Raw genomic sequence first — 22,221 nt, 5'->3', positions numbered from 1 at the left:
GGGTGAAAGCCGGGGGAGGAATCGGGGGTGGACTGCAAGAAGCAGTTGAAAACAGCTGGAAAATACGGTATAATCAAAGGACTGTGAAACTTCTCCCCTCTGGGGAGGTCAGATACTATTTTTGGGAGTGTACGCTCCCGCTGAATGGAAGTGTGGAAGTTGAAGTACGATTTTGCCAACCTGGAGCCCAAGTGGCAGAAGAAGTGGGAGGAAGCTAAGGTCTACGCCGCCCACGATAACAGCGAGAAAAAGAAGTTTTATGGCCTGGTGGAGTTCCCCTATCCCTCCGGCCAGGGCCTGCACGTGGGCCATCCCCGGCCCTATACCGCCATGGACATCGTCTGCCGCAAAAAGCGTATGGATGGGTACAATGTCCTGTTCCCCATGGGCTTTGATGCCTTCGGCCTGCCCACCGAGAACTACGCCATCAAAAACCACATCCACCCCGCCAAGGTGACCCATGACAACATCCAGAACTTTACCAGCCAGCTGAAAATGCTGGGCTTTGGCTTTGACTGGGATCGGGTCATCGACACCACCGACCCCAAGTACTATAAGTGGACCCAGTGGATTTTCCTCCAGCTGTACAAGCACGGCCTGGCCTACAAGGCCACCATGCCGGTGAACTGGTGCACCTCCTGTAAGTGTGTGCTGGCCAACGAGGAAGTGGTGGACGGTGTGTGTGAGCGCTGTGGCTCCCCCGTCATCCGGAAGGAGAAGAGCCAGTGGATGCTGAAGATCACCGAGTACGCCCAGCGCCTCATTGACGATCTGGACGAGGTGGATTTCATCGAGCGGGTCAAGACCCAGCAGCGCAACTGGATCGGTCGCTCCACCGGTGCCGAGGTCACCTTCCACTCCACCAACGGTGACCCCATTGTGGTCTTTACCACCCGCCCTGACACCCTGTTCGGCGCCACCTACATGGTGCTGGCTCCTGAGCACGCCCTGGTGGCAGAGTGGAAGGAGAAGGGCCTTTTGAACAACGTGGACGAGGTGGAGGCCTACCAGCGTGCCGCCGCTGCCAAGTCCGATCTGGAGCGTGCCGAGCTGAGCAAGGAGAAGACCGGCGTGAAGCTCTCCGGCGTGGCAGGTATCAACCCCGTCAACGGCAAGGAGATCCCCATCTTCATCTCTGACTATGTGCTCTCCACCTACGGCACCGGCGCCATCATGGCCGTGCCCGCCCACGATGACCGTGACTGGGCCTTTGCCAAGAAGTTCGGCTGCGACATCATCGAGGTGGTGTCCGGCGGTGAGGACGTGCAGCAGGCCGCCTTCACCGCCAAGGACGAGACCGGCATCATGGTCAACTCCGACTTCCTCAATGGCATGACGGTCAAGGATGCCATCCCCGCCATTACCAAGTGGCTGGAGGAGAAGGGCATTGGCGAGGCCAAGGTCAACTTCAAGCTCCGTGACTGGGTGTTCTCCCGCCAGCGGTACTGGGGCGAGCCCATCCCCATGGTGTGGTGTGACAAGTGCGGCTGGGAGCCTCTGCCCGAGGATCAGCTGCCCCTGCTGCTGCCCGATGTGGACAGCTACGAGCCCACCGACGACGGCGAGTCCCCCCTGTCCAAGATGACCGACTGGGTCAACACCACCTGTCCCAAGTGCGGTGGCCCCGCCCGTCGGGAAACCGACACCATGCCCCAGTGGGCTGGCTCCAGCTGGTACTACCTGCGCTATATGGACCCCCACAACGACAAGGCCCTGGCCTCCAAGGAGGCCCTGGACTACTGGGCTCCCGTGGACTGGTATAACGGCGGCATGGAGCACACCACCCTGCATCTGCTCTACTCCCGCTTCTGGCACAAGTTCCTCTACGACATCGGGGTTGTGCCCACCAAGGAGCCCTATCAGAAGCGCACCAGCCACGGCATGATCCTGGGCGAGGGCGGCGAGAAGATGTCCAAGTCCCGGGGCAATGTGGTCAACCCCAACGACATCGTGGCCCAGTACGGCGCCGATACCCTGCGGCTGTATATCATGTTCATCGGCGACTTTGAGCAGGCCGCTGTGTGGTCTGACAACGCCGTGAAGGGCTGTAAGCGGTTCCTGGACAAGGTGTGGAACCTGGCTGAGAGCTGCAAGGACGACGAGAACCAGTCCCAGGCCAACGCCGCCTCCCTCCACAAGTGCATCAAGAAGGTGGCCGACGACATCGAGGGCATGAAGTTCAACACCGCCATTGCCGCCATGATGAGTCTGGTCAACGAGTTCGGCCAGAATGGCTGCACCAAGGGCGATATGAAGGCCCTCATCACCATCCTGTCCCCCTTCGCTCCCCACATTGCCGAGGAGCTGTGGGAGATGCTGGGTTACAACGCTCAGCTGGGCTTTGTCTGCCAGCAGCCCTGGCCGGAGTACGACGAGAGCAAGACTGTGGCCAGTGTCCTCAACCTGGTGGTGCAGGTCAACGGCAAGGTGCGTGCCAACATCCAGGTGCCTGCCGATGCCGACAACGACGCCATCGTGGCCGCCGCTCAGGCCGACGAGAAGGTACAGAAGTTCACCCAGGGCATGAACCTGGTGAAGACCATTGTGGTGCCCGGCCGTCTGGTTAACCTCATTGTGAAGCCCTGATCTCCTTTGTAGATTAGAAAAAACCCCTGGAAGCGTCAGCTTCCAGGGGTTTTGCAGACTGTCAAAAAACACTAAAGTTATGCAAGAAGTTGTGGCCATCTTGCATGGGGGAAAGCCCTCGGCAGAGTTTTCCCGCCCGTAGGCGGGAAAACAAATTGAAATCTGTTTTTTTCGGGGACATGTGCATCGGAAAAAACACTTCTCAGCCCGCCAGTGTGGCCTTGGGTCGCCCGTTGACCCAAGGCTGCATGCAGCGGGCTGCATCCCCTCGAAAAAATGCTCGCATTTTTGAGAAGCGTGTCGAAGTTTTCGACACGCTCAAAACCCCTGGAAGCGTCAGCTTCCAGGGGTTTTGGTTTGCTATGGACTTGTGAGAGAACACACAGGGGGATTAGCGGGTGCGCTTTTTCACAGCTACGGCGGAAATGATAATGAAGGCTGCGGCAGCCAGAGCCAGCACAGACGCATATACCATCACTTGGCTGTTGTCTCCAGTGGGAGGCACCTTACTACCGTCCTCGTCCACCACCACGTTGGCCAGCACATAGGTGCTGAAGTGTTCCAGGCTGGCGGTGGCGGTGCGGGCATCCTTGTTCACGGTGATGGCGATCTCTTCCTTCTCACCATTTTCTGCCACATAGTACAGCTTCAGGTGGTCAACGGACAGGTGCTGGGGGATCTGGAAGGTCATAGTCACATTGCCGTCGGGCTGGACGCTCTTGCCGTCCAGGGTGGCGGTGATCTCCAGAATGGCTGTGTCCTTCATATCAGCCACCACGCCCTTAAGGGCTTTCTCCACGGTGGTATAGATATTGCCAGCAGTGACGGACTCCACGGCGATGACCGTGTTCTTGTCAAACACCTTGTCGGCGTTGCCTGTGGTGATCTGATAGCCGGTGTTGTTGTCCAACGTCACGGTGCCCTGAGGTTTCTCGGAAGGCTCCACAGGCTGGGAGGGCTGCACGGGCTGGGAAGGCTCCACAGGATCGGTGGGCTCCACATGGTCGGGATCTTCAGCGCCGCACACGGTGCACACGCCGTCCTCATAGTTGTGGCCCTTGGCGGGGATGGTCTCGCCCTTTTCCACCACGGTGTCGCACTCCGTACACACCAGATCGCCGGTGTAGCCCTCCTGGGTACAGGTGGCATCTTTCTTGCCCACCAGCTGGGTGGTGTGAGGCAGCTTGGCAATGGCCTCGCCTTTCTCTACCACAGTCTTACACTCGGTACACACCAGATCGCCGGTGTAGCCCTCCTGGGTGCAGGTGGCATCTTTCTTACCCACAAGCTGGGTCTTGTGTTGGGCCAGGGGCAGCTCGGTCTTGTCCTTGCTGATCTCGGTCTTGGCCTCAGCGTCGGAGAAGTACTTGTCGCACCCCTTGCAGTACCAGTAGTCAATGTTGCCCTTGACGGTGCAGGTGGAATCCTTTTTGGGTACTGCGGTGAGGTTGTGAATGTGCGTGGGGAATGCATCAGGATCTTTCAAGGTGATGTTGTTGTTCGTCGCATACTGACCGGCGGGGCTAGTAGCAGAAGCGTATACCGTGATGGTGTTATTGTCGTAGAACAACCCACCCTTGGCAGGTACAGCCACCTTGTCGGAAATGAGAACGTGCTTGAGGTTGGCATTTTTCTGGAACACACACTCGCCCAAGGTGGTGACGGTGTCAGGCACCTGGAAGGCTTTGTCTGTCTTTCCAGCGGGATAGACCAACAGCTGAGTCTGATCGCGGTTGTAGAGTACGCCATCCTCAGAGGTGAAGAAGGGGTTGTCTTCGGCCACCTGGAACTCCTCCAGGCTGGTAAAGCTGTTGAAGGCATAGTCAATTTGGTCGATGTTTTTCAGGGTGGCGGGGAAGGAGATGCTTTTGAAAGTGTCGGCATTGGCCCAATTACGTACATCGACATCCAGCGCAGTGGTGGAAACGTCCCGGAACTTGTCGGGAATGTCCAACGTGGTATCGTTACCCAGATAGTCGCGGACAGCCACGCCATTGAAGTAGGTGAAAATGTAGTCTCCCTCTTTTTCCTGGATGCTGTCACAATAATACGGCTGATGACTCTTGCTAAACTCTGCTACATCGGTGCTCACTATATCCCAGCTGTAGGTGGAGTCCACAAAGATCCATCCTTCATTTTCTGTATAGGCCATGTTCCAGGCGTGGCCGCCGCCGGAGGAATTTCCGTTGACCAGGACACAGGGGATGCCCAGATAGGAGAGCATGGCCTTGGTCAGGTTGGAATAGGCCTGGCAGATTCCTTTTTTCTCCGTAAAGGCAGTGTAGGCGTTTTGATCTGCAACATTGGTAGAATACGTGATGTGCCTGTTGACAAAGTCCTCAATAGCGACCACTTTCTGGAAGTCATCAGTAATGCCGTCGGTGACCTCCCGGGCTTTTGCACCGATCTCCTCAAACTGCGGTTGAGTGATGATGATGTCATCGTGGGCCACATAGGTCTTAGGGTTGGTCTGCTCCAGCATAGCCACCAGCTCCTGGTTGGTGCCCAAGGCGTTCACGGGTGGTAACGTTCCGGGCTCGGCATATGCCACACCGGACACGCCAATGGACAGGACCAGTGCACCTGCCAGGGAGAGCGCGATCATGCGTAAGCTGATTGGTTTCATGTGTGTCTCCATTCCTTTCCATAAGAGTGGCTCTATTATATCATAGGCAGATGGTGAGATACAATGGGGAATGAGAAAATTTCACCAAAAATTTGAAGAATATATGCGAATTTTCTGGTTGTGGAACAAAAGATACGGGATGAGGGGATGACTGAGGTTTTTGAGGGAAAAACATACCAAAACAGACCCGTTTTATAAAATAAGAAATAGTGGTTGACAAGTGGAGTTGTTTTTCATATAATACCACTGTTAAAGCCATATCGAATGGCCCTTAAAGCATCCTGGATCAAGCCGGATGCCTCGGAGGGAGGGAAATATAGATGTCCGAAATTCATGTCCGTGAGGGCGAGTCTCTGGAGAACGCTCTGAAGCGTTTCAAGCGCAGCTGCGCCAAGTCCGGCGTGCTGGCTGAGGTGCGTAAGCGCGAGTTCTACGACAGCCCCAGCGTCAAGCGCCGTAAGAAGAGCGAGGCCGCTCGTAAGAACCGCAAGAAGTTCTATTGATGAGCTAAAAGACCGTTGCAGAGGGTTCTGCAACGGTCTTTTTCTATGTTGTCAGGATTTGTTCCAGGCAGCCCTCCACATCAGGGCCGGGGAGGAGAACTGCCCCCAGGTGCATATCCCGGGCCAGCTGTACCTTGGCGTGTACGGATTGGGGGGTGTCATAGAGAACGAAGTGGGCCTGTCCCCCGGCGGCCATGTAGGTGTAGTAGTGCTGGCACATCCCACGGTCATAGAACATCGCCGGTTGCAGGCGCTGGATCTGTCCTTCCAGGTGTTGGCGGGAGATGGGGGTGCCCCGGTGCTGGGCGGGGAGGGGGAAGTCCTCTCTGGCCCACTCCACCGCCAGGGTGGTGCGGGGTGCCCCGTACCGTTCCACTGCTTCCTGGAGCCGCCGCCGCAAAGTGCCGGAGGTGACCACCGAGGAGATGAGCACCCGTCCACCCGGGGCGAAGGAGGAAAATTGGGCCGGCACGTCCAACGTCCACCCCTGGGCCTGACAGTTTCGGTCTAAGATGTGGATGAGGCGGCTCAGGCTGCCCACCGGGGCACCCTCAAAGTCGCAGATGATGCCGGAATACCCCCGGTGGCGGCATTCCCACAGAATTTGGCGGCAGCAGGGGATGGGGTCGCCGCTGCCGTCCCAGTCCCGACAGTCCAGCAGCATCACACCCCCTCGCAGCTGGGGCGGCAGTCGGATGCCCAGCAGCTTGGGGCCTGGCCCGATGCGATAGGCCATGTGTGCGGCGGTGGCCTGGGGATGGGAGAGGTTGGCGGAGGGATGCACCGCCAGGAGCACTTGGGTCATAGTAGGTTTCCCCCTTGTGAGTGAAGTGGTTTTGTGATAACATATCTCATTGGAATTTTATGCTCGGCTTGAGCAGAATAGAAGGTGAGCTATGCCCTTATTTCGAGCCAGCCTGATGGCTGACAATGTATACGAGTTGACGGGGGAGGCTTTGCAGCGCCGGGGCATCCGGCTGCTGCTGGCAGACCTGGACAATACCCTGGTGCCCTACGGGGTGCCTTTACCTGACGAGAAGATGAAGCGGTGGCGGGACGATCTGGCTGCCCATGGCGTGCAGCTGTTTGTGCTGTCCAACAACCGCCATGAGCCCCGTCCCCGCACCTTTGCCCAGGGGCTGGATGTGCCCTACATCGGCCATGCCGGCAAGCCCAAGAGACCCTCCTTTTTCAAAGCTATGGAGCAGATGGGGGTGACGCCTCAGGAGACTGCCATTGTGGGAGATCAGGTGTTCACCGATGTACTGGGGGGCAACCGGGCGGGAGTGACCACCATTTTGGTCAAGCCCATTCGCTTGGCGGGCAACCCGGGGCGCTATGTGCGTTATGCCATTGAGCTGCCCTTCCGGCTTCTGTCCACAGGAGGTGAAACGCTGTGAGTGCCAAATTCGGCCCTGCGGGCAATGCTGAGAGCTTCCCCTATAAGTCTTCGGTGGATGCGCCACGGTGGCTGCAAGAGCTGGGGCTGGACTGCTACGAGTACCAGTGCGGCAAGGGGGTGCGGGTGAAGGAGGACACCGCTGTGGCTCTGGGGCAAAAGGCCCGGGAGCACGGGATTGCCCTGTCCCTCCACGCCCCCTACTTCATCAACCTGGCAAACCCAGACCCGGAGTCTCAGGAGAAGACCATCGGCTATATCACCTCCAGCTGTCTGGTGGCAGACCAGATGGGGGCAACACGGGTGGTGATCCACTCCGGTGCTCTGATGAAACGCACCCGGGAGGAGGCCATGGCCATTGCTCTGCCCTTTTTGAAGGAGATCGTGGCAGTGTGTGAGGATCAGGGCTTTGGCCACATCACTCTGTGCCCGGAGACCATGGGGAAAATCAACCAGCTGGGGGATCTGGACGAGGTGCTGCGGCTGTGCCAGGTACACGAGAGCCTCATTCCCTGCGTGGACTTTGGCCACCTTTACGCCCGCTCTCTGGGAGCCGATGAGGGGGCTGAGGCGGTGGAGCGGATGCTATCCCGCATGGAATCGGAGCTGGGAGCAGACCGAGCCAGCCGCTTCCACAGCCACTTCTCCCACATCGAGTTTACCCCCAACGGCGGGGAGAAGTGCCACCGCACCTTTGACGATGACGGGGGCTATGGCCCAGCCTGGGAGCCGCTGGCCCAAGCAGTGGCCCGTCGGGGGTGGAGCCCCACCTTTATCTGTGAGAGTGCCGGCACCCAGGCGGAGGATGCCGTGACCATGAAACGCATTTATCAAAGTTATTTGTAAGAGAGGAGTCTTTGAGATGAATCACATCAAGAATATTGCCAAGGAGCTGCCCAACCTGGGACTGGATGCCATGCTGGTGACCTCTGAGCCCGGCGAGTTCTACGCCATGGGCTTCCACGGGGAGGGCGTGGCCCTCATCACCCCCCAGGAGTGCTGGTACTACACCGACTCCCGGTACATCGAAGCCGCCAACCAGGAGATCACCGGGGCACACGTGGACGTGCTGCGCTCTGGCCAGACCTATCGCCAGCTGGTGCTGTCCCTGGTGGCCGCCCACAACATCCGCCGCCTGGGCTTTGAGGACGAGGGGATGAATGTGGCTCAGTACAACCTGTGGAGCCAGGCTCTGCCTGGAGTGGAGCTGGTGGCTGCCTCTGACCTGCTGACCCGTCTGCGTATGGTCAAGGACGAGGAGGAGCTGGCCGTCATGCGTGAGGCCCAGCGCATCACCGACGAGGCCTTCACCGAGATTTTGAACTATGTCAAGCCCGGTGTCACCGAGAGCGAGATTGCCGCCCGTCTGACCTACATCATGGCCAGCAAGGGCGCCCAGCGCAATTCCTTCGACCCCATCGTGGCCAGCGGCGCCAATGGCTCCAAGCCCCACGCCGTGCCCGGCCTGTCGGTGATTGAAAAGGGTCAGTTTGTCACCATGGACTTTGGCTGTGTGGTGGGGGGCTACTGCTCCGACATGACCCGCACTGTAGCTGTGGGTGAGCCCACCGACGAGATGCGGCTGGTGTATGACACGGTGCTGAAGGCCCAGCTGGCGGGCATTGCCGCCGCCCACGGCGGTGTCACCGGTGACGTGGTGCACCATGCCGCTGCAAAGGTGATTGCTGATGCCGGTTACGGGGAATACTTCGGACATGGCTTCGGCCACTCCCTGGGCATCGAGATCCACGAAAATCCCCGCTTCTCCCCCCTCTGGACCCAGACCATTCCCGCCGGGGCCACGCTGTCCGCCGAGCCCGGTATCTATCTGCCTGGCAAGTTCGGTGTGCGCATTGAGGATGTGCTCTGGCTCACCGACGAGGGGTGCGTGGACATCACTGCTTCCCCCAAGGAGCTGATCATCCTGTAATCTGGGCAACTGGCACAAGGGAAATTCTCCATTTCCCGACCAGAATTGTGGCCCACCCCCTTGCAAAAAAAGGGGGGATGGGGTATAATACAGTGACTTATATTTGGAATCCCAAACTTTTAATACTGGAGGACGAGACCAATGGCAATGATTACCGCAGGCGATTTCCGCAACGGCGTGACCTTTGAGATGGACGGCAAGGTGATGCAGGTTGTGGAGTTCCAGCACGTCAAGCCCGGCAAGGGCGCCGCTTTCGTGCGTACCAAGATGAAGAACGTCATCACTGGTGCTGTCACCGAGACTTCTTTCAACCCCACTGCTAAGTTTGAGCAGGCTTTCGTGGACCGCAAGGAGATGGAGTACAGCTACAACGACGGCGATCTGTACTACTTCATGGACATGGAGACCTATGACATGATGCCCATCAACAAGGACGTGCTGGGCGACAACTTCAAGTTCGTCAAGGAGAACATGTCCTGCAAGATCATGTCCTACAAGGGCAGCGTGTTCGGCGTGGAGCCCCCCAACTTCGTGGACCTGGAGGTCACCGAGACCGATCCCGGCTTCAAGGGCGACACCGCCACCAACGTGACCAAGCCCGCCACCCTGGAGACTGGTGCTGAGATCAAGGTGCCCCTGTTCATCAACCCCGGCGACCGGATTCGCATCGATACCCGCACCGGCGAGTATATGGAGCGCTGCAAGGGCTAATTGAATCCATTCCAATCCACTCATTTTGCACACTGGAAGGAGATATCATCATGACCATTTCTGAGAAGGTTGCGTATATCCAGGGTATGTTTGACGGCATGGGCCTGGACAAGTCCGAGAACGGCGAGGCCAAGATTTTGGCTGAGATGCTGGATGTCCTCAAGGAGATCGGCGACCAGCTGGACACTGTGGATGCCACTCTGGACGAGTTTGGTGAGGAGATCGACGCCATTTCCGATGACCTGGCCGATGTGGAGGCCATCGTAAGCGACGAGGACGATGAGGACGACTGCTGCTGTGACCACGAGCTGGACGACGACCTGGACGATGAGGACTTCTTCGAGGTGGACTGCCCCAACTGCGGGGAGGGTCTGGTGATCGACGACGAAGTGCTGGAGGCCGGTGTCATCGACTGTCCCAAGTGCGGCCAGAAGTTCGCTCTGGACTTCGACGGCGAGGACGATGAGTGCGGCTGCGGCTGTGACTGCGGCTGCGATCACGACCACGAGTAAGTATTTGAAAACCCCCTGTGGCTGATGCCACAGGGGGTTTTCAATATACAAAAAAGAAGGGCCTGTTTTGCAACAGGCCCTTTTGCAGATGTTGGGTGTGCTTACTCGCTGCGCAGCGCCTCCACGGGGTCTTTCTTAGCGGCCAGCCGGGCGGGAATGAGTCCAGCCAGGATGGTGAGAATGGCGCTGATGGCCACCAGAATGGCGCCGCCCACCGGGGGCAGGGCAGCGGTGAGGTCCACAAGGCCTGTGGCGGCGTGGATGGCGGCATTGATGGGGATGTTCAAGAGAAGGGTCACTACAATGCCCAGCACACCCGCACCCAGACCCACAATGAGGGTCTCGGCGTTAAACACCCGAGACACATCCTTTTTGGAAGCACCCACGGCACGGAGAATGCCGATCTCCTTGGTGCGCTCCAGTACCGAGATATAGGTGATGATGCCGATCATAATGGAGGACACCACCAGGGAGATGGACACAAAGCCAATGAGCAGATAGCTCACACCGCTGATAATATCGGTGATGGAACTCATGAGCAGGGCCACATAGTCGGTGTAGTTGATCTGATCCTCCTCAGCCACCTGCTGGTTGTAGGCGGTGATGAGGTCGGCGATCTCATCCTTTTCCTTAAAGGTATCAGCGTAAAGGCTGATGGTAGAAGGGGAGTCCAAATCCACATACCCCATGAGCTCCAGATTGTCCTGGTAGGTGGAGTCGGAGTGGGTGGGGGGCATATAGTTGTCATAGAGATAGACAAACTGTGTCATCGTCAAGCCCTGGTCGCTGGGCCCCTGATTCACCGCCTGGGTGAGCATGGCGGAGAGCTGAGCGGCGGGAAGAGCGGAGAGCTGGGTTTTCACCGCTGCGGCGTACTGCTCCCGGATCTGGGCGGCCATGGCCTCCTCCACCTGGGCAAACAGCTCCTCGTCACTCATACCTGCAATATACTCGTCCAGGGTTGCGGCATCCACCCCCATCTGGGCGGCGTACTCCTGGGAGATCATGGCCTCAATGTCTTCCCGGGTGATGTTTGCCATCTGGGCGTTCACTGTGTCATCCACATAGGTCTGGCTGGGCTGACTGGCCCCGTCTACATAGGCTTCCGCCTGAGCCTGCTGATCCAGGGTGAGCAGATATTCCCCAATGGCCTGGGCCTTCTCCTGGTCCGTGGGGGTGGCCTCTCCCTCCTGGCGGAAGGGCAGGTTGGAGATCACATCGGTGTCGGGGTTGGCCAGCTGGTCTTTCACCAGATCCGAGTTGGCGGTTTCCTCAATGGCGTACTGGGTCAGGGCGTGGGTATAACCCAGGGAGCCGGACATCATGCCGCCGCTGCTGTCGGAACGGGCTACACCCACTACGTCCAGCACAATGCCGGTCTGGCTGGAGTTGTAGAGCATCTCCAGTCCGGTTTGGGTGGCGGTGAGATCGGTGTAGGTATCGGTGTTTGCATCGTACTGATAGCGCTCGTAGGGCAGAAGCAGCTTGAACTGGGTCTCACACAGCTCCTCATAGCTAAAGCTTTGATCCTCTACTTCCACATCTTCTCCCGCCTGAATGGCAGCCAGGGTCTCGTTCATCTCGTCCACAGACACCAGCCCCAGGGCGTAGAGCATCAGATCGGAGACCTGGTTGTTGCTGTCCACAAAGAGGATGACCTGGTTTTTCTCCTGGGGCCACTGGCCGTAGAGCAGCTCATACTGATCCTTGACCTGAGGGGCAATGAGTTCGTTGCCCTCCCCGGGCAGCAGCTCCTGCCATACGTCAAAGCTCTCATACATGGCCCCCATGGAGTCAAAGTAGGCGGTGTAGTCGCCCCCGTACAGAGAGCCCATGGCGGTCTCCATAGCTGCCATCACGTCGCTTTTTACCACCGTGCCGTCGGGGTCTTTGTTGTAGATATCAAACTGGAAGTCGTAGCCGTAGTACACCTGGGCCAGGTCGGTGATGCCGCCGCCACCCTCCTCCAGGTACTCCTTGAAGGCCTTTAGATTGTTGGTCACTGTCTCGGCGTTCATCATGGAGTCCATCATGTCGTACATGACGGTGGAGGTGTACACCCGGTCTTCCTCCCGGGGTTCTGTGCCCTCCTCCTGGTCATCCACACCCATCAGGGAGGTGAGCATGGAGGTCATATCCACGCTTTCCGCCTGGATGGTGATGGGGTAGCTGGTGAGGGTGTCCTGCTGCACCTTGGTGATATACTTGTTGATGCCCGAGGACAGAGAGAGGATGAGGGCAATGCCGATGATGCCAATGGAGCCGGCAAAGGCAGTGAGGAAGGTGCGTCCCTTCTTGGTCATCAGATTGTTCAGGGACAGAGACAGGGCGGTGGGGAAGGACATGGAGGTCTTTTTCCCTGCCTTGGCCTGCTTGCCCGTGAGGGTGGGGGTCTCCGTCTGACTCTCATAGGGGTCAGAGTCGTGGATCACCTCGCCGTCTTTGAGCTGGATGATGCGGGTGGAATAGGCCTGGGCCAGCTCCGGGTTGTGGGTGACCATGATGACCAGTCGGTCACGGGCCACCTCCCGCAGCAGATCCATCACCTGCACCGAGGTCTCACTGTCCAAAGCTCCCGTGGGCTCGTCGGCCAGAAGAATGTCCGGGTTGTTGATGAGGGCCCGGGCAATGGCCACCCGCTGCATCTGGCCACCGGAGAGCTGGTTGGGCCGCTTGTGCATGTGGTCGCTGAGTCCCACCTGACTGAGGGCCTCCTGGGCCCGGCGGCGGCGCTCGGACTTGGACACCCCGGACAGGGTCAGGGCCAGTTCCACATTGGCCAGGATGGTCTGGTGGGGGATCAGGTTGTAGCTTTGAAAGACAAAGCCCACGGAGTGGTTGCGGTAGGTGTCCCAGTCGCTGTCGGTGTATTCCTTAGTGGAGCGACCGTTGATGATGAGATCGCCGCTGGTGTATCGGTCCAGACCGCCAATGATGTTCAGCGTGGTGGTTTTCCCGCAGCCGGAGGGGCCGAGAATGGAGACAAACTCATTGTCCCGGAACTCCAGGCTTATCCCACGCAGGGCATCCACGGTGAGGTCGCCCACGGTGTAGGTCTTACGGATGTTGGTTAGCTTGAGCATAGAAACCTCCTAATGTTATCGCTTTTTGCCGCTGGACAGGGCAAAGCCGAACACGGTGCCGCACACTCCGCCGATGATGTGAGTGAGCTGAGAGATATTGTCCTGGACAAAGATGCCGTTCCAAATCTCGTCCCCCAGGTAGAAGATGGCCACCAAAATCAGGGTGGTGGGGATGGTGCCGTTGCGCACGCCACCGAAGGAGGAGAGCAGGATCATCATAAACACGATGCCCGAGGCACCCAGCAGGGCGGTGCCGGGGAAGAAAATGAACTGCACCAGCCCCGAGATGAGGGCGGTAACAAGAATGGCCCACAGCACGTTCCAGCTGCCAAACCGGTCCTCCAGGTTGGGGCCCAGCACCAGAATGAGCACCATGTTGCCGATATAGTGGGAGTACCCGCTATGACCCAGCACATGGCCGAAAAAGCGCACCCAGGCCAGAGGGTCTGCCAGAGAGCAGTGGTAGACGGAAAACAGGTGGGCGTTGGTCCAGCCGCCGGTGACCCCGTTGAGAATGAGGGCCAGCAGGGAGAGCAGGGCGAAGGTGAGGGTGACAGGGGCGTTGTAGGAAATCTTTAATGTGGGTCGTTTCATGGTAGACACCTCAGATCGTGTGGGGGAGCAGCGCGGCCATGTCCCCGGGCAGGGGCTGGGTGAAGGCCAGGGGCTCCCCGGTGATGGGATGGGTAAAGCTGAGCTGGTGGGAATGCAGGGCAGGGCGGGCAATTTTGTCCGGCTGCTCCTGCCCATAGAGAAAATCCCCGGTGAGGGGACAGCCAATATGCGCCATGTGTACCCGGATTTGGTGGGTGCGCCCGGTGTCCAGAGTCAGTTCCACCAGAGAGTGTCCCTCCCAGGCGGACACCACCCGGTAGTGGGTGCGGGCGCTCTGGCCCTGGGGACACACCGTTCTTGCCCTGGAGTCCGGGGCCAGGCCAATGGGGGCGTCGATGGTGCCGGAAGGGGCTGGGGGGAGGCCGTCGCAAATGGCCAGATACACCCGGCGGAATTGGGGGGTGTGGAGCTGCTGCTTGAGCTGCTCCTGAGCGTGGGGGTGCTTGGCCACCACCAGCAGCCCGGAAGTTCCCTTGTCCAGCCGATGGACCGGGTGAAAGTCGCACTCCTGTCCGGTTTGCTGGTAGTGGTACATGAGAAAGTTGCCCAGGGTGTCAGAAAAATGTCCATGGCCAGGGTGTACCAGCACACCGGGGGCCTTGTTGACCACCACAACATCCTCGTCCTCCCACACAATATCCAACGGGCCGGGGGTTGGCACGGTGCCCGAGGTGGAAACGGGGTCTGTCAGGCGCACCGATAGCACTTCCCCCACCTGGACTCGATGGCGCACCGTCACCCGCTTTCCGTCCACAGTGATGCCATCGTCCAGCCACTTGATGCGCCGCAGCACTGTTCCAGACAGGTGGAGGGTCCGCCGCAGGATGGTGTTGACCTCCTGGCCGTGGAGCTCTTCTCCAATGGGAATCTGCAAATATCGGGCAGCCATGCCATCCCTCCCCAGGCATATGATTCAATACAGTAGTATAATCTTCCTGCCCCCATCCGTCAAGAATTGCAGGACAAAATGGGATTAAATGGATAATTTCTGTCATGGGATTGGTATAAATGTGCAACTTTTCATTCATATTTTGGCTGAGTAAACGATAATTCCGTTTTTTCTGCAAGTTCAAACATTTAGTGTTGCAAAATCCTTTTGCAAGGTGTACAATACAGTAGCAAGCTAAATCGCACACTTTCAAACAGAAAGGATGTTGGCAAATATGTCTCTGAACAACGCATATCTGAAGTCCGTCATGGAGGGCCTGAAGGCCCGTAACGGTCACGAGAAGGAGTTCCTCCAGGCTGTGGAAGAGGTGCTGGAGTCTCTGGAACCTGTGGTGGAGGCTGATCCCCGCTACGAGCAGCAAAACATCGTGGGCCGCATTGTGGAGCCCGAGCGGGCTGTCATGTTCCGGGTGCCCTGGGTGGACGACAACGGCGTGGTGCAGGTCAACCGTGGCTACCGTGTCCAGTTCAACTCCGCCATCGGCCCCTACAAGGGCGGTCTGCGGTTCCATCCCACCGTCACCCTGTCGGTCATCAAGTTCCTGGGCTTTGAGCAGATCTTTAAGAACGCTCTGACCACCCTGCCCATGGGCGGCGGCAAGGGCGGCTCCGACTTTGACCCCAAGGGCAAGAGTGACGGGGAGATCATGCGTTTCTGCCAGTCCTTTATGAATGAGCTGTACCGCCACATCGGCCCTGACACCGACGTGCCCGCCGGTGACATTGGCGTGGGCGGCCGTGAGATCGGCTACCTGTTCGGCCAGTACAAGAAGCTGCGCAACGAGTGGACTGGCGTTCTCACCGGCAAGGGCCTGTCCTATGGCGGCTCTCTGGCCCGTACCGAGGCCACTGGTTTCGGCCTGTGCTACTTCGCCGATGCCCAGCTCCACGACAACGGCCAGTCCTTTGAGGGCAAGCGTGTGGTGATTTCCGGCTCCGGCAACGTGGCCATCTACGCCAACCAGAAGTGCACCCAGCTGGGCGGCAAGGTCATCGCCATGTCCGACTCCAACGGCTATATTGTAGACGAGAATGGCATTGATTATAAGGTCATCCAGGAGATCAAGGAGGTCAAGCGTGCCCGTATCAAGACCTACCTGGACTATGTGCCCAGCGCCAAGTATGTGGAGGGCTGCTCCGGCATCTGGACCGTGCCCTGCGACATCGCTCTGCCCTGCGCCACTCAGAACGAGGTCAATGAGGAGTCTGCCAAGGCCCTGATTGCCAACGGCTGCATCGGTGTGTTTGAGGGCGCCAACATGCCCTGCACCCCCGAGGCCATCACCGCCATCAAGGGTGCTGGCCTGATGTTCTCCCCCGCCAAGGCCTCCAACGCCGGCGGCGTGGCCACCTCCGGCCTGGAGATGAGCCAGAACTCCGGCCGCATCAGCTGGACCTTCGAGGAAGTGGATGGCAAGCTGAAGAACATCATGGAGGGCATCTACAAGGCCTGTGCCGATGCCGCTGAGAAGTACGGCATGAAGGGCGACATCCAGGCCGGTGCCAACATCGCCGGATTCCTGAAAGTGGCTGACGCCATGCTGTGGCAGGGTGTTTGCTAATAACCGGAAATGCTACAAGGCAACCCCCGTTCGGTGCTCTTGCACCGGGCGGGGGTTGTTTGTTCCTATGCTCTATGGTACAATATGGTCAACCTAAACAAAGGGGGTAGCGCCATGAGTCACACTTACTGTGGAAAAAGCTGTCAAGAGTGCGGGTATCGGGCGGACACCGGCTGCCGGGGCTGTCTGGAGCAGGCCAGCCGGGAGTGTAAGCTGGCCCTGTGCTGTCGGCAGAAGGGACATGAGTCCTGCCAAAGCTGCACCTTCCACGCCCAGTGCGGTGTGTACCGGGGGAAGGATACGGCTCCCCAGTTCCGTCTGGCACAGAAGAAGGCGGTGCTGGAATATCAGCAGGAGATGAAGAGAAAGGGCACCTACATGGCCAAATGGCTGTGGATCTTGTTCTGGATCTTTATTCCCAACACCATTGCCGGAGTGATCGAGCAGTGGATCCCGGCCTGGCAGATGTTTGGACAGTTTTTGGCGGTGGCGTGTACGGTGGTGTACGGTGTGCTCCTGCTGAAACTGACTTGTGAGGAGGAGAAATACCGCACAGCAGGGGTGTTGAATCTGGTCTTGGCCCTTTTCAATGTGGGAGCTATTTTCGTCCAGCATGAGGGGTTTGCGCTGTTGATGTCAGGCGTGGTTGCCGTTGTGGCCATGCTGGGGTGCTACTATGAGTTCAATGCCCACGCCGATGTGCTGGAGGGGACGGACAATGAGCTGAGTGAGAAGTGGAGAAAACTGTGGAAGTGGATGCTGGGTGCCACGGTTGCCCTGGTGATCGGGGTGATTTTCACCGTGATTGTCATTGGACTGCTGGTGGTTCTGGCTGCTGCCATTGCCATGGTGGTCATCAGTGTGATCCATCTGGTGTACCTCTATCGCACCGCCCAGACCTTCCAGGATCTTGCCGCCAGCTGATGAAAACAAAAAATTCCGGTGCAACTGCGGCTGCACCGGAATTTTTTATGCTTGGGACTTAGGCCAGCTCGGCGGTGTCCAGAGCGATCATCAGCTCCTCGTTGGTGGGGATGAGCAGCACCTTGACGGGGGAGTCGGGGGTGGAGACCACGGTCTCCTTGCCACGGACCTTGTTGGCCTCGGGGTCCATGTGGATGCCCATAAACTCCAGGCCGGAGGCGATGGACATACGCTCCTCGGCGGAGTTCTCGCCCACACCGGCGGTGAAGATCACAGCGTCCACACCACCCATGGCGGCAGCATAGGCGCCGATGTACTTCTTCACGGAGTAGCAGAACATATCCAGGGCCAGAGCGGCACGCTCATTGCCCTGCTGGGCAGCGGCGGTGAGGTCACGGAAGTCGGAAGACACGCCAGACACGCCCAGCACGCCGGACTTCTTGTTGAGCACGGTGAGCATCTCGTCCACGCTCATGTTGTGCTTGTTCATCAGGTACTCCAGGATGCCGGCATCCAGGTCGCCGGAACGGGTGCCCATGGGAACGCCGGCCAGGGGGGTGAAGCCCATGGTGGTGTCCACGCTCTTGCCGCCGTCAATGGCGGTGATGGAGGAGCCGTTACCCAGGTGGCAGGAGATGAGCTTCAGCTCTTCCAGGGGCTTGCCCAGCATGGCGGCGGCACGCTGAGCCACATACTTGTGGCTGGTGCCGTGGAAGCCGTAGCGGCGCACCTTATCCTGCTCATAGTACTCATAGGGCAGGGCGTAGGTGTAGGCCTTGGCGGGCATGGTCTGGTGGAAGGCGGTGTCAAACACGCCCACCTGAGGCACGTCCTTACCCATGACAGCCTCACAGGCACGGATGCCGGTGATGTTGGCGGGGTTGTGCAGGGGGGCCAGGGGGATGCACTCCTCCAGGGCGGCCATGACCTTCTCGTCGATCTTCACGGAGCAGGCGAAGGTCTCGCCGCCGTGCACCACACGGTGGCCCACAGCCTCGATCTCCTTCATGGAGGAGATCACGCCGTTGGTCTCATCCACCAGGGCATTGAGCACAGCCTGGATGGCCTCGGAGTGGGTGGGCATGGCCACGTCGGCAGCGTCGATGGTCTCCTTGCCGGGGGCCTTGTAGGTGAACTTGCCGTCGATGCCGATGCGCTCGCACAGGCCCTTGGCCAGAACTTCCTGGTTGTCGGTGTCCAGCAGCTGGTACTTCAGGGAAGAACTGCCGGCGTTGATCACGAGAACTTTCATGATTGACACTCCTTATATTTGTGTAAAATAAAATTGTGTTTGCTTCCCGGCGGGAAGTATAATACAATAAAAACCGCATCTATTATAATGCTGAAAATTGGAATCCGCAAGGGCTTTTCTTTACGATTGGTAAGATATGTGTAAAATTGCACCCAGAGAGAGGGATGAAGCATGGAAATTGTGGGCATCGTGGCAGAGTACAACCCCTTCCACAACGGACATCGGCACCAGATCGCTGCCGCCCGTGGGCAGGCAGGGGAGTGCGCCGTGGTGTGTGCCATGAGTGGAAACTTTGTCCAGCGGGGGGACTGCGCCGTCACCGATAAGTGGGCCAGAGCTAAAATGGCGCTGGAAGGCGGGGCGGATCTGATTCTGGAGATTCCCACCGTATGGGCGGTGTCCTCGGCGGAGACCTTCGCCCGGGGCGGCGTAGGTGTGCTCCAGGCCGCAGGCGCCACCGCCCTCTCCTTTGGCAGTGAGACGGGGGACGGGACAGCCCTGGAGCGGGTGGCTGATGTGTTGGACACCCCCGCCTTTACCCAGGCCCTCCAGCCCTTTTTGGCCCAGGGGCTGCCCTTTGCCCAGTGCCGCCACCTGGCGGCCCGGGAGCTGTTGGGGGAGCAAGGGGCGGCCTGCCTGGGCAACGCCAACGACAACCTGGGGGTGGAGTACCTGCGGGCAGCCAGACACCTGGGGTTGAACGCCCGGATTTACCCTGTACACCGGGTGGGGGCAGGTCACGACGGTGGCCACCACCCCCAGTATCCATCCGCCTCCTATGTACGTCAGCAGATTCGCTCCGGGTCGGTCACGCTGGATAACCCGGCTTTTTTGGAGCACAACCAGCGGGGAATGCTGGCCCGGCTGCGGGAGCTGGAGGTGGCGGACTGGGAACAGATTCCCGACTGCGGGGAGGGGCTGGCCCAGCGGCTGTACCGTGCAGTGCGCCAGGGCACCAGCCTGGAGGAGATCTATGATTTAGCCAAGACCAAGCGCTACGCCCACGCCCGCATTCGCCGGGCGGTGCTGTGGGGGGCTTTGAGACTGCGGGCGGAAGACCGTCCCGCCCAGGTGCCCTATCTGCGGGTGCTGGGGGCCAATGGGCGGGGGCTGGAGGTGCTGCGCCGCCTGGACGGCTCCACCCCAGTCGTCACCAAGCCCACCCATGGCAAGGGCATCCCTCTCATGGAGCTGGAGGCCCGATGCACCGACTTTTATGCCCTTTGCCGCCGAGATGTCACCCCCTGCGGGGCGGAGTGGTGTACCAGTCCGGTTATCTTGCGTGAGGAGTAAAAATGTAGTATGATATGGGGCACTGAAACCGCAAAGGAAAGGAAGTATTGTCATGCGTGCCTATGAACGCTTTTTGAAGTATGCCAAAATTCACACCCAGTCCAGCGAGGACACCGGGGTTACCCCCTCCACCCCCATCCAGTGGGATTTAGCCCGGGTGCTGGAGCAGGAACTTCGAGATCTGGGTGTGCAGGACGTGAAGGCGGATGAACAGTGGTGTATTGTCACTGGACACATTCCCGCCACTCCCGGTCTGGAGCAGGTACCCGCCCTGGGCTTTTTGGCCCACATGGACACCGCCCCTGCTTTCTCCGGGGAGAACGTCAACCCCATCTTCCACGAGAACTATGACGGCGGCGACGTGGTACTGCCCCAGGAGGGCCGGGTGATCCGGGCTGAGGAGTTCCCCTTCCTGGCAGACCTCAAGGGCAAGACCCTCATCACCGCTGACGGTACCACCTTGCTGGGAGCCGACGACAAGGCGGGCATTGCGGAGATCATGACCCTGTGTGAGCGTCTGCTGTCCGGGGAGGTGCCCCACGGCCCCATCTGTGTGGCCTTCACTCCCGACGAGGAAATCGGCGAGGGTCCCAACCACTTCGATGTGGCAGGCTTCGGTGCCCAGTACGCCTACACTGTGGACGGCGGAGCCGCTGGTTCCATTGAATATGAGAACTTCAATGCCGCCTCTGCCAAGGTGGACATCACCGGTGTGTCCGTCCATCCCGGTTCCGCCAAGGACATCATGGTCAATGCCATCCTTCTGGCCCAGGAGCTCAACGGGCTGCTCCCCGCCCAGGAAACCCCCGCCCACACGGAAGGGTATGAGGGCTTCTTCCACCTGGACCGGCTGGAGGGCACCACGGCCTGGGTCCACATGGACTACATCATCCGGGATCACGACCGGGCCAAGTTTGAGCAGCGCAAGACCCAGATGCGCCAGGCGGTGGAGGCCATCCAGGCCAAATATCCCACCGCCCAGGTGGTGCTGACCATGCAGGACAGCTACTATAACATGAAAGAGAAGCTGGAGGGCTGTATGTTCCTCATTGAAAACGCCCAAAAGGCGGCAGAAGAGGCTGGGGTCACTCCAGAGGTGGAGCCCATCCGGGGCGGCACCGACGGGGCTCGGCTGTCCTTTATGGGGCTGCCCTGTCCCAACTTGGGCACCGGCGGGTACAACTTCCACGGCCCCCTGGAGTGCATCACTGTGGAGGACATGGACGCCGTGGTGGACATCCTGGTGCACCTGGCGGAGATTCACGGGAAAACATTTACAAATTGTTGATGTTTTTTCAGCCAGTTACGGTACAATGAAACCCAACCCGGGCGCAGGTGTGCCCGGACAATGATCCCCTGTGGGGAGGAGGACTTTGCGTTGATCTATCGAAATCGTGGCTACGGCCCCATTGATCGCTTTTGTGCCAAGCATCCCAACTTCGGCATACCCAACCTGATGAAAATCATTGTCTTTGCGCAGATTGCTGTGTATCTGGTGGATATGCTTTCCGGACTGATGTTTCGCCAGAGCTGGGTAAACTTCCTGGAGTTTGTCCCCGCCTATATTCTCCAGGGCCAGGTGTGGCGGCTGGTGACTTGGGTGGTGGTGCCCTACGCCTCCAGCCCCTTTATGCTGCTGCTGAGCTGCTATTTCTATTACTGGATCGCCGCCATGCTGGAGCGGGAGTGGGGAACTGCCCGGTTTAGCCTGTTCTATCTCAGCGGTATGGTGTTATCGGTGATCGTGGGTATGGGGATGGGCATCCTTCAGATGAATCTGACCCACTACATTTCTCCCATCAGCCTGGGTTACTACCTGAACCTATCCATTTTCCTGGTGCTGGCGTTGATGTACGGGGAGCTTCAGGTGCTGTTGTTCTTTGTGGTGCCGGTGAAGATGAAGTGGATGGCCCTCATTGATGTGGTGCTGGTGGCGGTGGACATGGTGACCATGGCCCGGTTGGGCTTTTGGATGCTGGCCCTGGTACCTTTGGCCAGCTTCGCCAACTTCTTTATCTTCACCTGGCCCTTCTGGCAGACCAAGCTGGGCATTGTCCGCCACAAGACCAACCCCAAGGTGATCCACTTCAAGCAGGCCCAGAAAAAGGCCCAGGAGACAAAGGGGTACCACCACAAGTGCGCAGTGTGCGGCATCACCGATGCCGACGACCCGGATATGGAGTTCCGCTACTGCTCCAAGTGTGATGGCTACTATTGCTACTGCGCCAACCATATCAATAACCACGTGCACATCCACAAGGATTGACCGTTTGCAAA

18 protein-coding genes are annotated in these 22,221 nt (G+C 58.8%); 12 read left to right on the top strand and 6 right to left on the bottom strand.

What is annotated here, in order from left to right; translation table 11 throughout:
• Positions 1-159: 159 nt before the first annotated feature.
• On the top strand, positions 160-2,586 hold the full coding sequence (gene leuS / locus H9X86_RS04200) for a leucine--tRNA ligase (protein WP_275962059.1): 2,427 nt from the start codon (positions 160-162) through the stop codon (positions 2,584-2,586).
• Between the two features lie 391 nt (positions 2,587-2,977).
• On the opposite strand, the gene H9X86_RS04195 is transcribed toward leuS, so the two are convergent.
• A complete protein-coding gene (locus H9X86_RS04195; protein ID WP_204900322.1) occupies positions 2,978-5,212 on the bottom strand; it encodes a transglutaminase domain-containing protein in 2,235 nt (744 codons plus the stop codon).
• Positions 5,213-5,532: 320 nt separating this feature from the next.
• Here H9X86_RS04195 and rpsU point away from each other — a divergent pair, with 320 nt between their 5' ends.
• Positions 5,533-5,715 (top strand): 30S ribosomal protein S21, encoded by a 183-nt coding sequence (gene rpsU / locus H9X86_RS04190; protein ID WP_087253080.1) that lies wholly within the window; start codon positions 5,533-5,535, stop codon positions 5,713-5,715.
• A gap of 43 nt (positions 5,716-5,758) precedes the next feature.
• On the opposite strand, the gene H9X86_RS04185 is transcribed toward rpsU, so the two are convergent.
• Complete coding sequence (locus tag H9X86_RS04185) at positions 5,759-6,520, bottom strand: hypothetical protein (protein WP_204900321.1); 762 nt, start codon at positions 6,518-6,520, stop codon at positions 5,759-5,761.
• Positions 6,521-6,611: 91 nt separating this feature from the next.
• Here H9X86_RS04185 and H9X86_RS04180 point away from each other — a divergent pair, with 91 nt between their 5' ends.
• The 5 genes from H9X86_RS04180 (at position 6,612) to H9X86_RS04160 (ending at position 10,267) form a co-directional block, all read left to right on the top strand.
• Entirely contained in the window at positions 6,612-7,115 is a 504-nt protein-coding gene (locus H9X86_RS04180) for a YqeG family HAD IIIA-type phosphatase (RefSeq protein WP_204900320.1), read from the top strand.
• On the top strand, positions 7,112-7,960 hold the full coding sequence (locus tag H9X86_RS04175; protein WP_204900319.1) for a TIM barrel protein: 849 nt from the start codon (positions 7,112-7,114) through the stop codon (positions 7,958-7,960). Before H9X86_RS04180 ends, H9X86_RS04175 begins: the two co-directional genes overlap by 4 nt.
• A 16-nt stretch (positions 7,961-7,976) precedes the next feature.
• The gene (locus H9X86_RS04170; RefSeq protein WP_204900318.1) at positions 7,977-9,044 is read left to right on the top strand and encodes a M24 family metallopeptidase; all 1,068 of its coding nucleotides are present in this window, start codon (positions 7,977-7,979) and stop codon (positions 9,042-9,044) included.
• A gap of 147 nt (positions 9,045-9,191) precedes the next feature.
• Positions 9,192-9,755, top strand: a complete 564-nt coding sequence (gene efp / locus H9X86_RS04165) for an elongation factor P (protein ID WP_087253368.1) — start codon at positions 9,192-9,194, stop codon at positions 9,753-9,755.
• Positions 9,756-9,805: 50 nt separating this feature from the next.
• Complete coding sequence (locus H9X86_RS04160) at positions 9,806-10,267, top strand: CD1247 N-terminal domain-containing protein (RefSeq protein ID WP_204900317.1); 462 nt, start codon at positions 9,806-9,808, stop codon at positions 10,265-10,267.
• A 101-nt stretch (positions 10,268-10,368) separates the two neighbouring features.
• Here the strand turns inward: H9X86_RS04160 and H9X86_RS04155 are convergent, their stop codons facing one another.
• From H9X86_RS04155 to H9X86_RS04145, 3 genes are read right to left on the bottom strand one after another with little or no spacing between them, the layout of a single operon-like run.
• Positions 10,369-13,350, bottom strand: coding sequence for an ABC transporter ATP-binding protein/permease (locus tag H9X86_RS04155; RefSeq protein WP_204900316.1), 2,982 nt, complete (start codon positions 13,348-13,350; stop codon positions 10,369-10,371).
• A gap of 15 nt (positions 13,351-13,365) precedes the next feature.
• Positions 13,366-13,944, bottom strand: a complete 579-nt coding sequence (locus tag H9X86_RS04150) for a rhomboid family intramembrane serine protease (protein WP_204900315.1) — start codon at positions 13,942-13,944, stop codon at positions 13,366-13,368.
• A 10-nt stretch (positions 13,945-13,954) separates the two neighbouring features.
• Positions 13,955-14,854, bottom strand: a complete 900-nt coding sequence (locus H9X86_RS04145) for an RluA family pseudouridine synthase (RefSeq protein WP_204900314.1) — start codon at positions 14,852-14,854, stop codon at positions 13,955-13,957.
• A gap of 274 nt (positions 14,855-15,128) precedes the next feature.
• On the opposite strand from H9X86_RS04145, the gene gdhA reads away from it, so the two are divergent.
• Positions 15,129-16,475, top strand: a complete 1,347-nt coding sequence (gene gdhA, locus H9X86_RS04140; RefSeq protein WP_204900313.1) for an NADP-specific glutamate dehydrogenase — start codon at positions 15,129-15,131, stop codon at positions 16,473-16,475.
• A gap of 114 nt (positions 16,476-16,589) precedes the next feature.
• Entirely contained in the window at positions 16,590-17,399 is an 810-nt protein-coding gene (locus H9X86_RS04135; protein ID WP_204900312.1) for a hypothetical protein, read from the top strand.
• A gap of 58 nt (positions 17,400-17,457) precedes the next feature.
• On the opposite strand, the gene H9X86_RS04130 is transcribed toward H9X86_RS04135, so the two are convergent.
• Complete coding sequence (locus H9X86_RS04130) at positions 17,458-18,651, bottom strand: acetate/propionate family kinase (RefSeq protein WP_207752598.1); 1,194 nt, start codon at positions 18,649-18,651, stop codon at positions 17,458-17,460.
• 171 nt (positions 18,652-18,822) lie between these two features.
• Here H9X86_RS04130 and H9X86_RS04125 point away from each other — a divergent pair, with 171 nt between their 5' ends.
• The 3 genes from H9X86_RS04125 (at position 18,823) to H9X86_RS04115 (ending at position 22,210) form a co-directional block, all read left to right on the top strand.
• Positions 18,823-19,944 carry a tRNA(Met) cytidine acetate ligase gene (locus tag H9X86_RS04125; protein ID WP_204900311.1) on the top strand — a complete coding sequence of 374 codons (1,122 nt, stop codon included), beginning with the start codon at positions 18,823-18,825 and terminating at the stop codon, positions 19,942-19,944.
• Between the two features lie 52 nt (positions 19,945-19,996).
• Positions 19,997-21,232 carry a peptidase T gene (gene pepT, locus H9X86_RS04120; protein ID WP_204900310.1) on the top strand — a complete coding sequence of 412 codons (1,236 nt, stop codon included), beginning with the start codon at positions 19,997-19,999 and terminating at the stop codon, positions 21,230-21,232.
• A 90-nt stretch (positions 21,233-21,322) separates the two neighbouring features.
• Entirely contained in the window at positions 21,323-22,210 is an 888-nt protein-coding gene (locus H9X86_RS04115) for a rhomboid family intramembrane serine protease (protein WP_243416822.1), read from the top strand.
• Positions 22,211-22,221: the final 11 nt, after the last annotated feature.

Source organism: Pseudoflavonifractor capillosus, assembly GCF_016902575.1.
GTDB classification, from domain to species: Bacteria; Bacillota; Clostridia; order Oscillospirales; family Oscillospiraceae; genus Enterenecus; species Enterenecus capillosus_A.
Note: the sequence above shows the minus strand (reverse complement) of the source record. Positions and strands in the feature narration are given on the sequence as shown.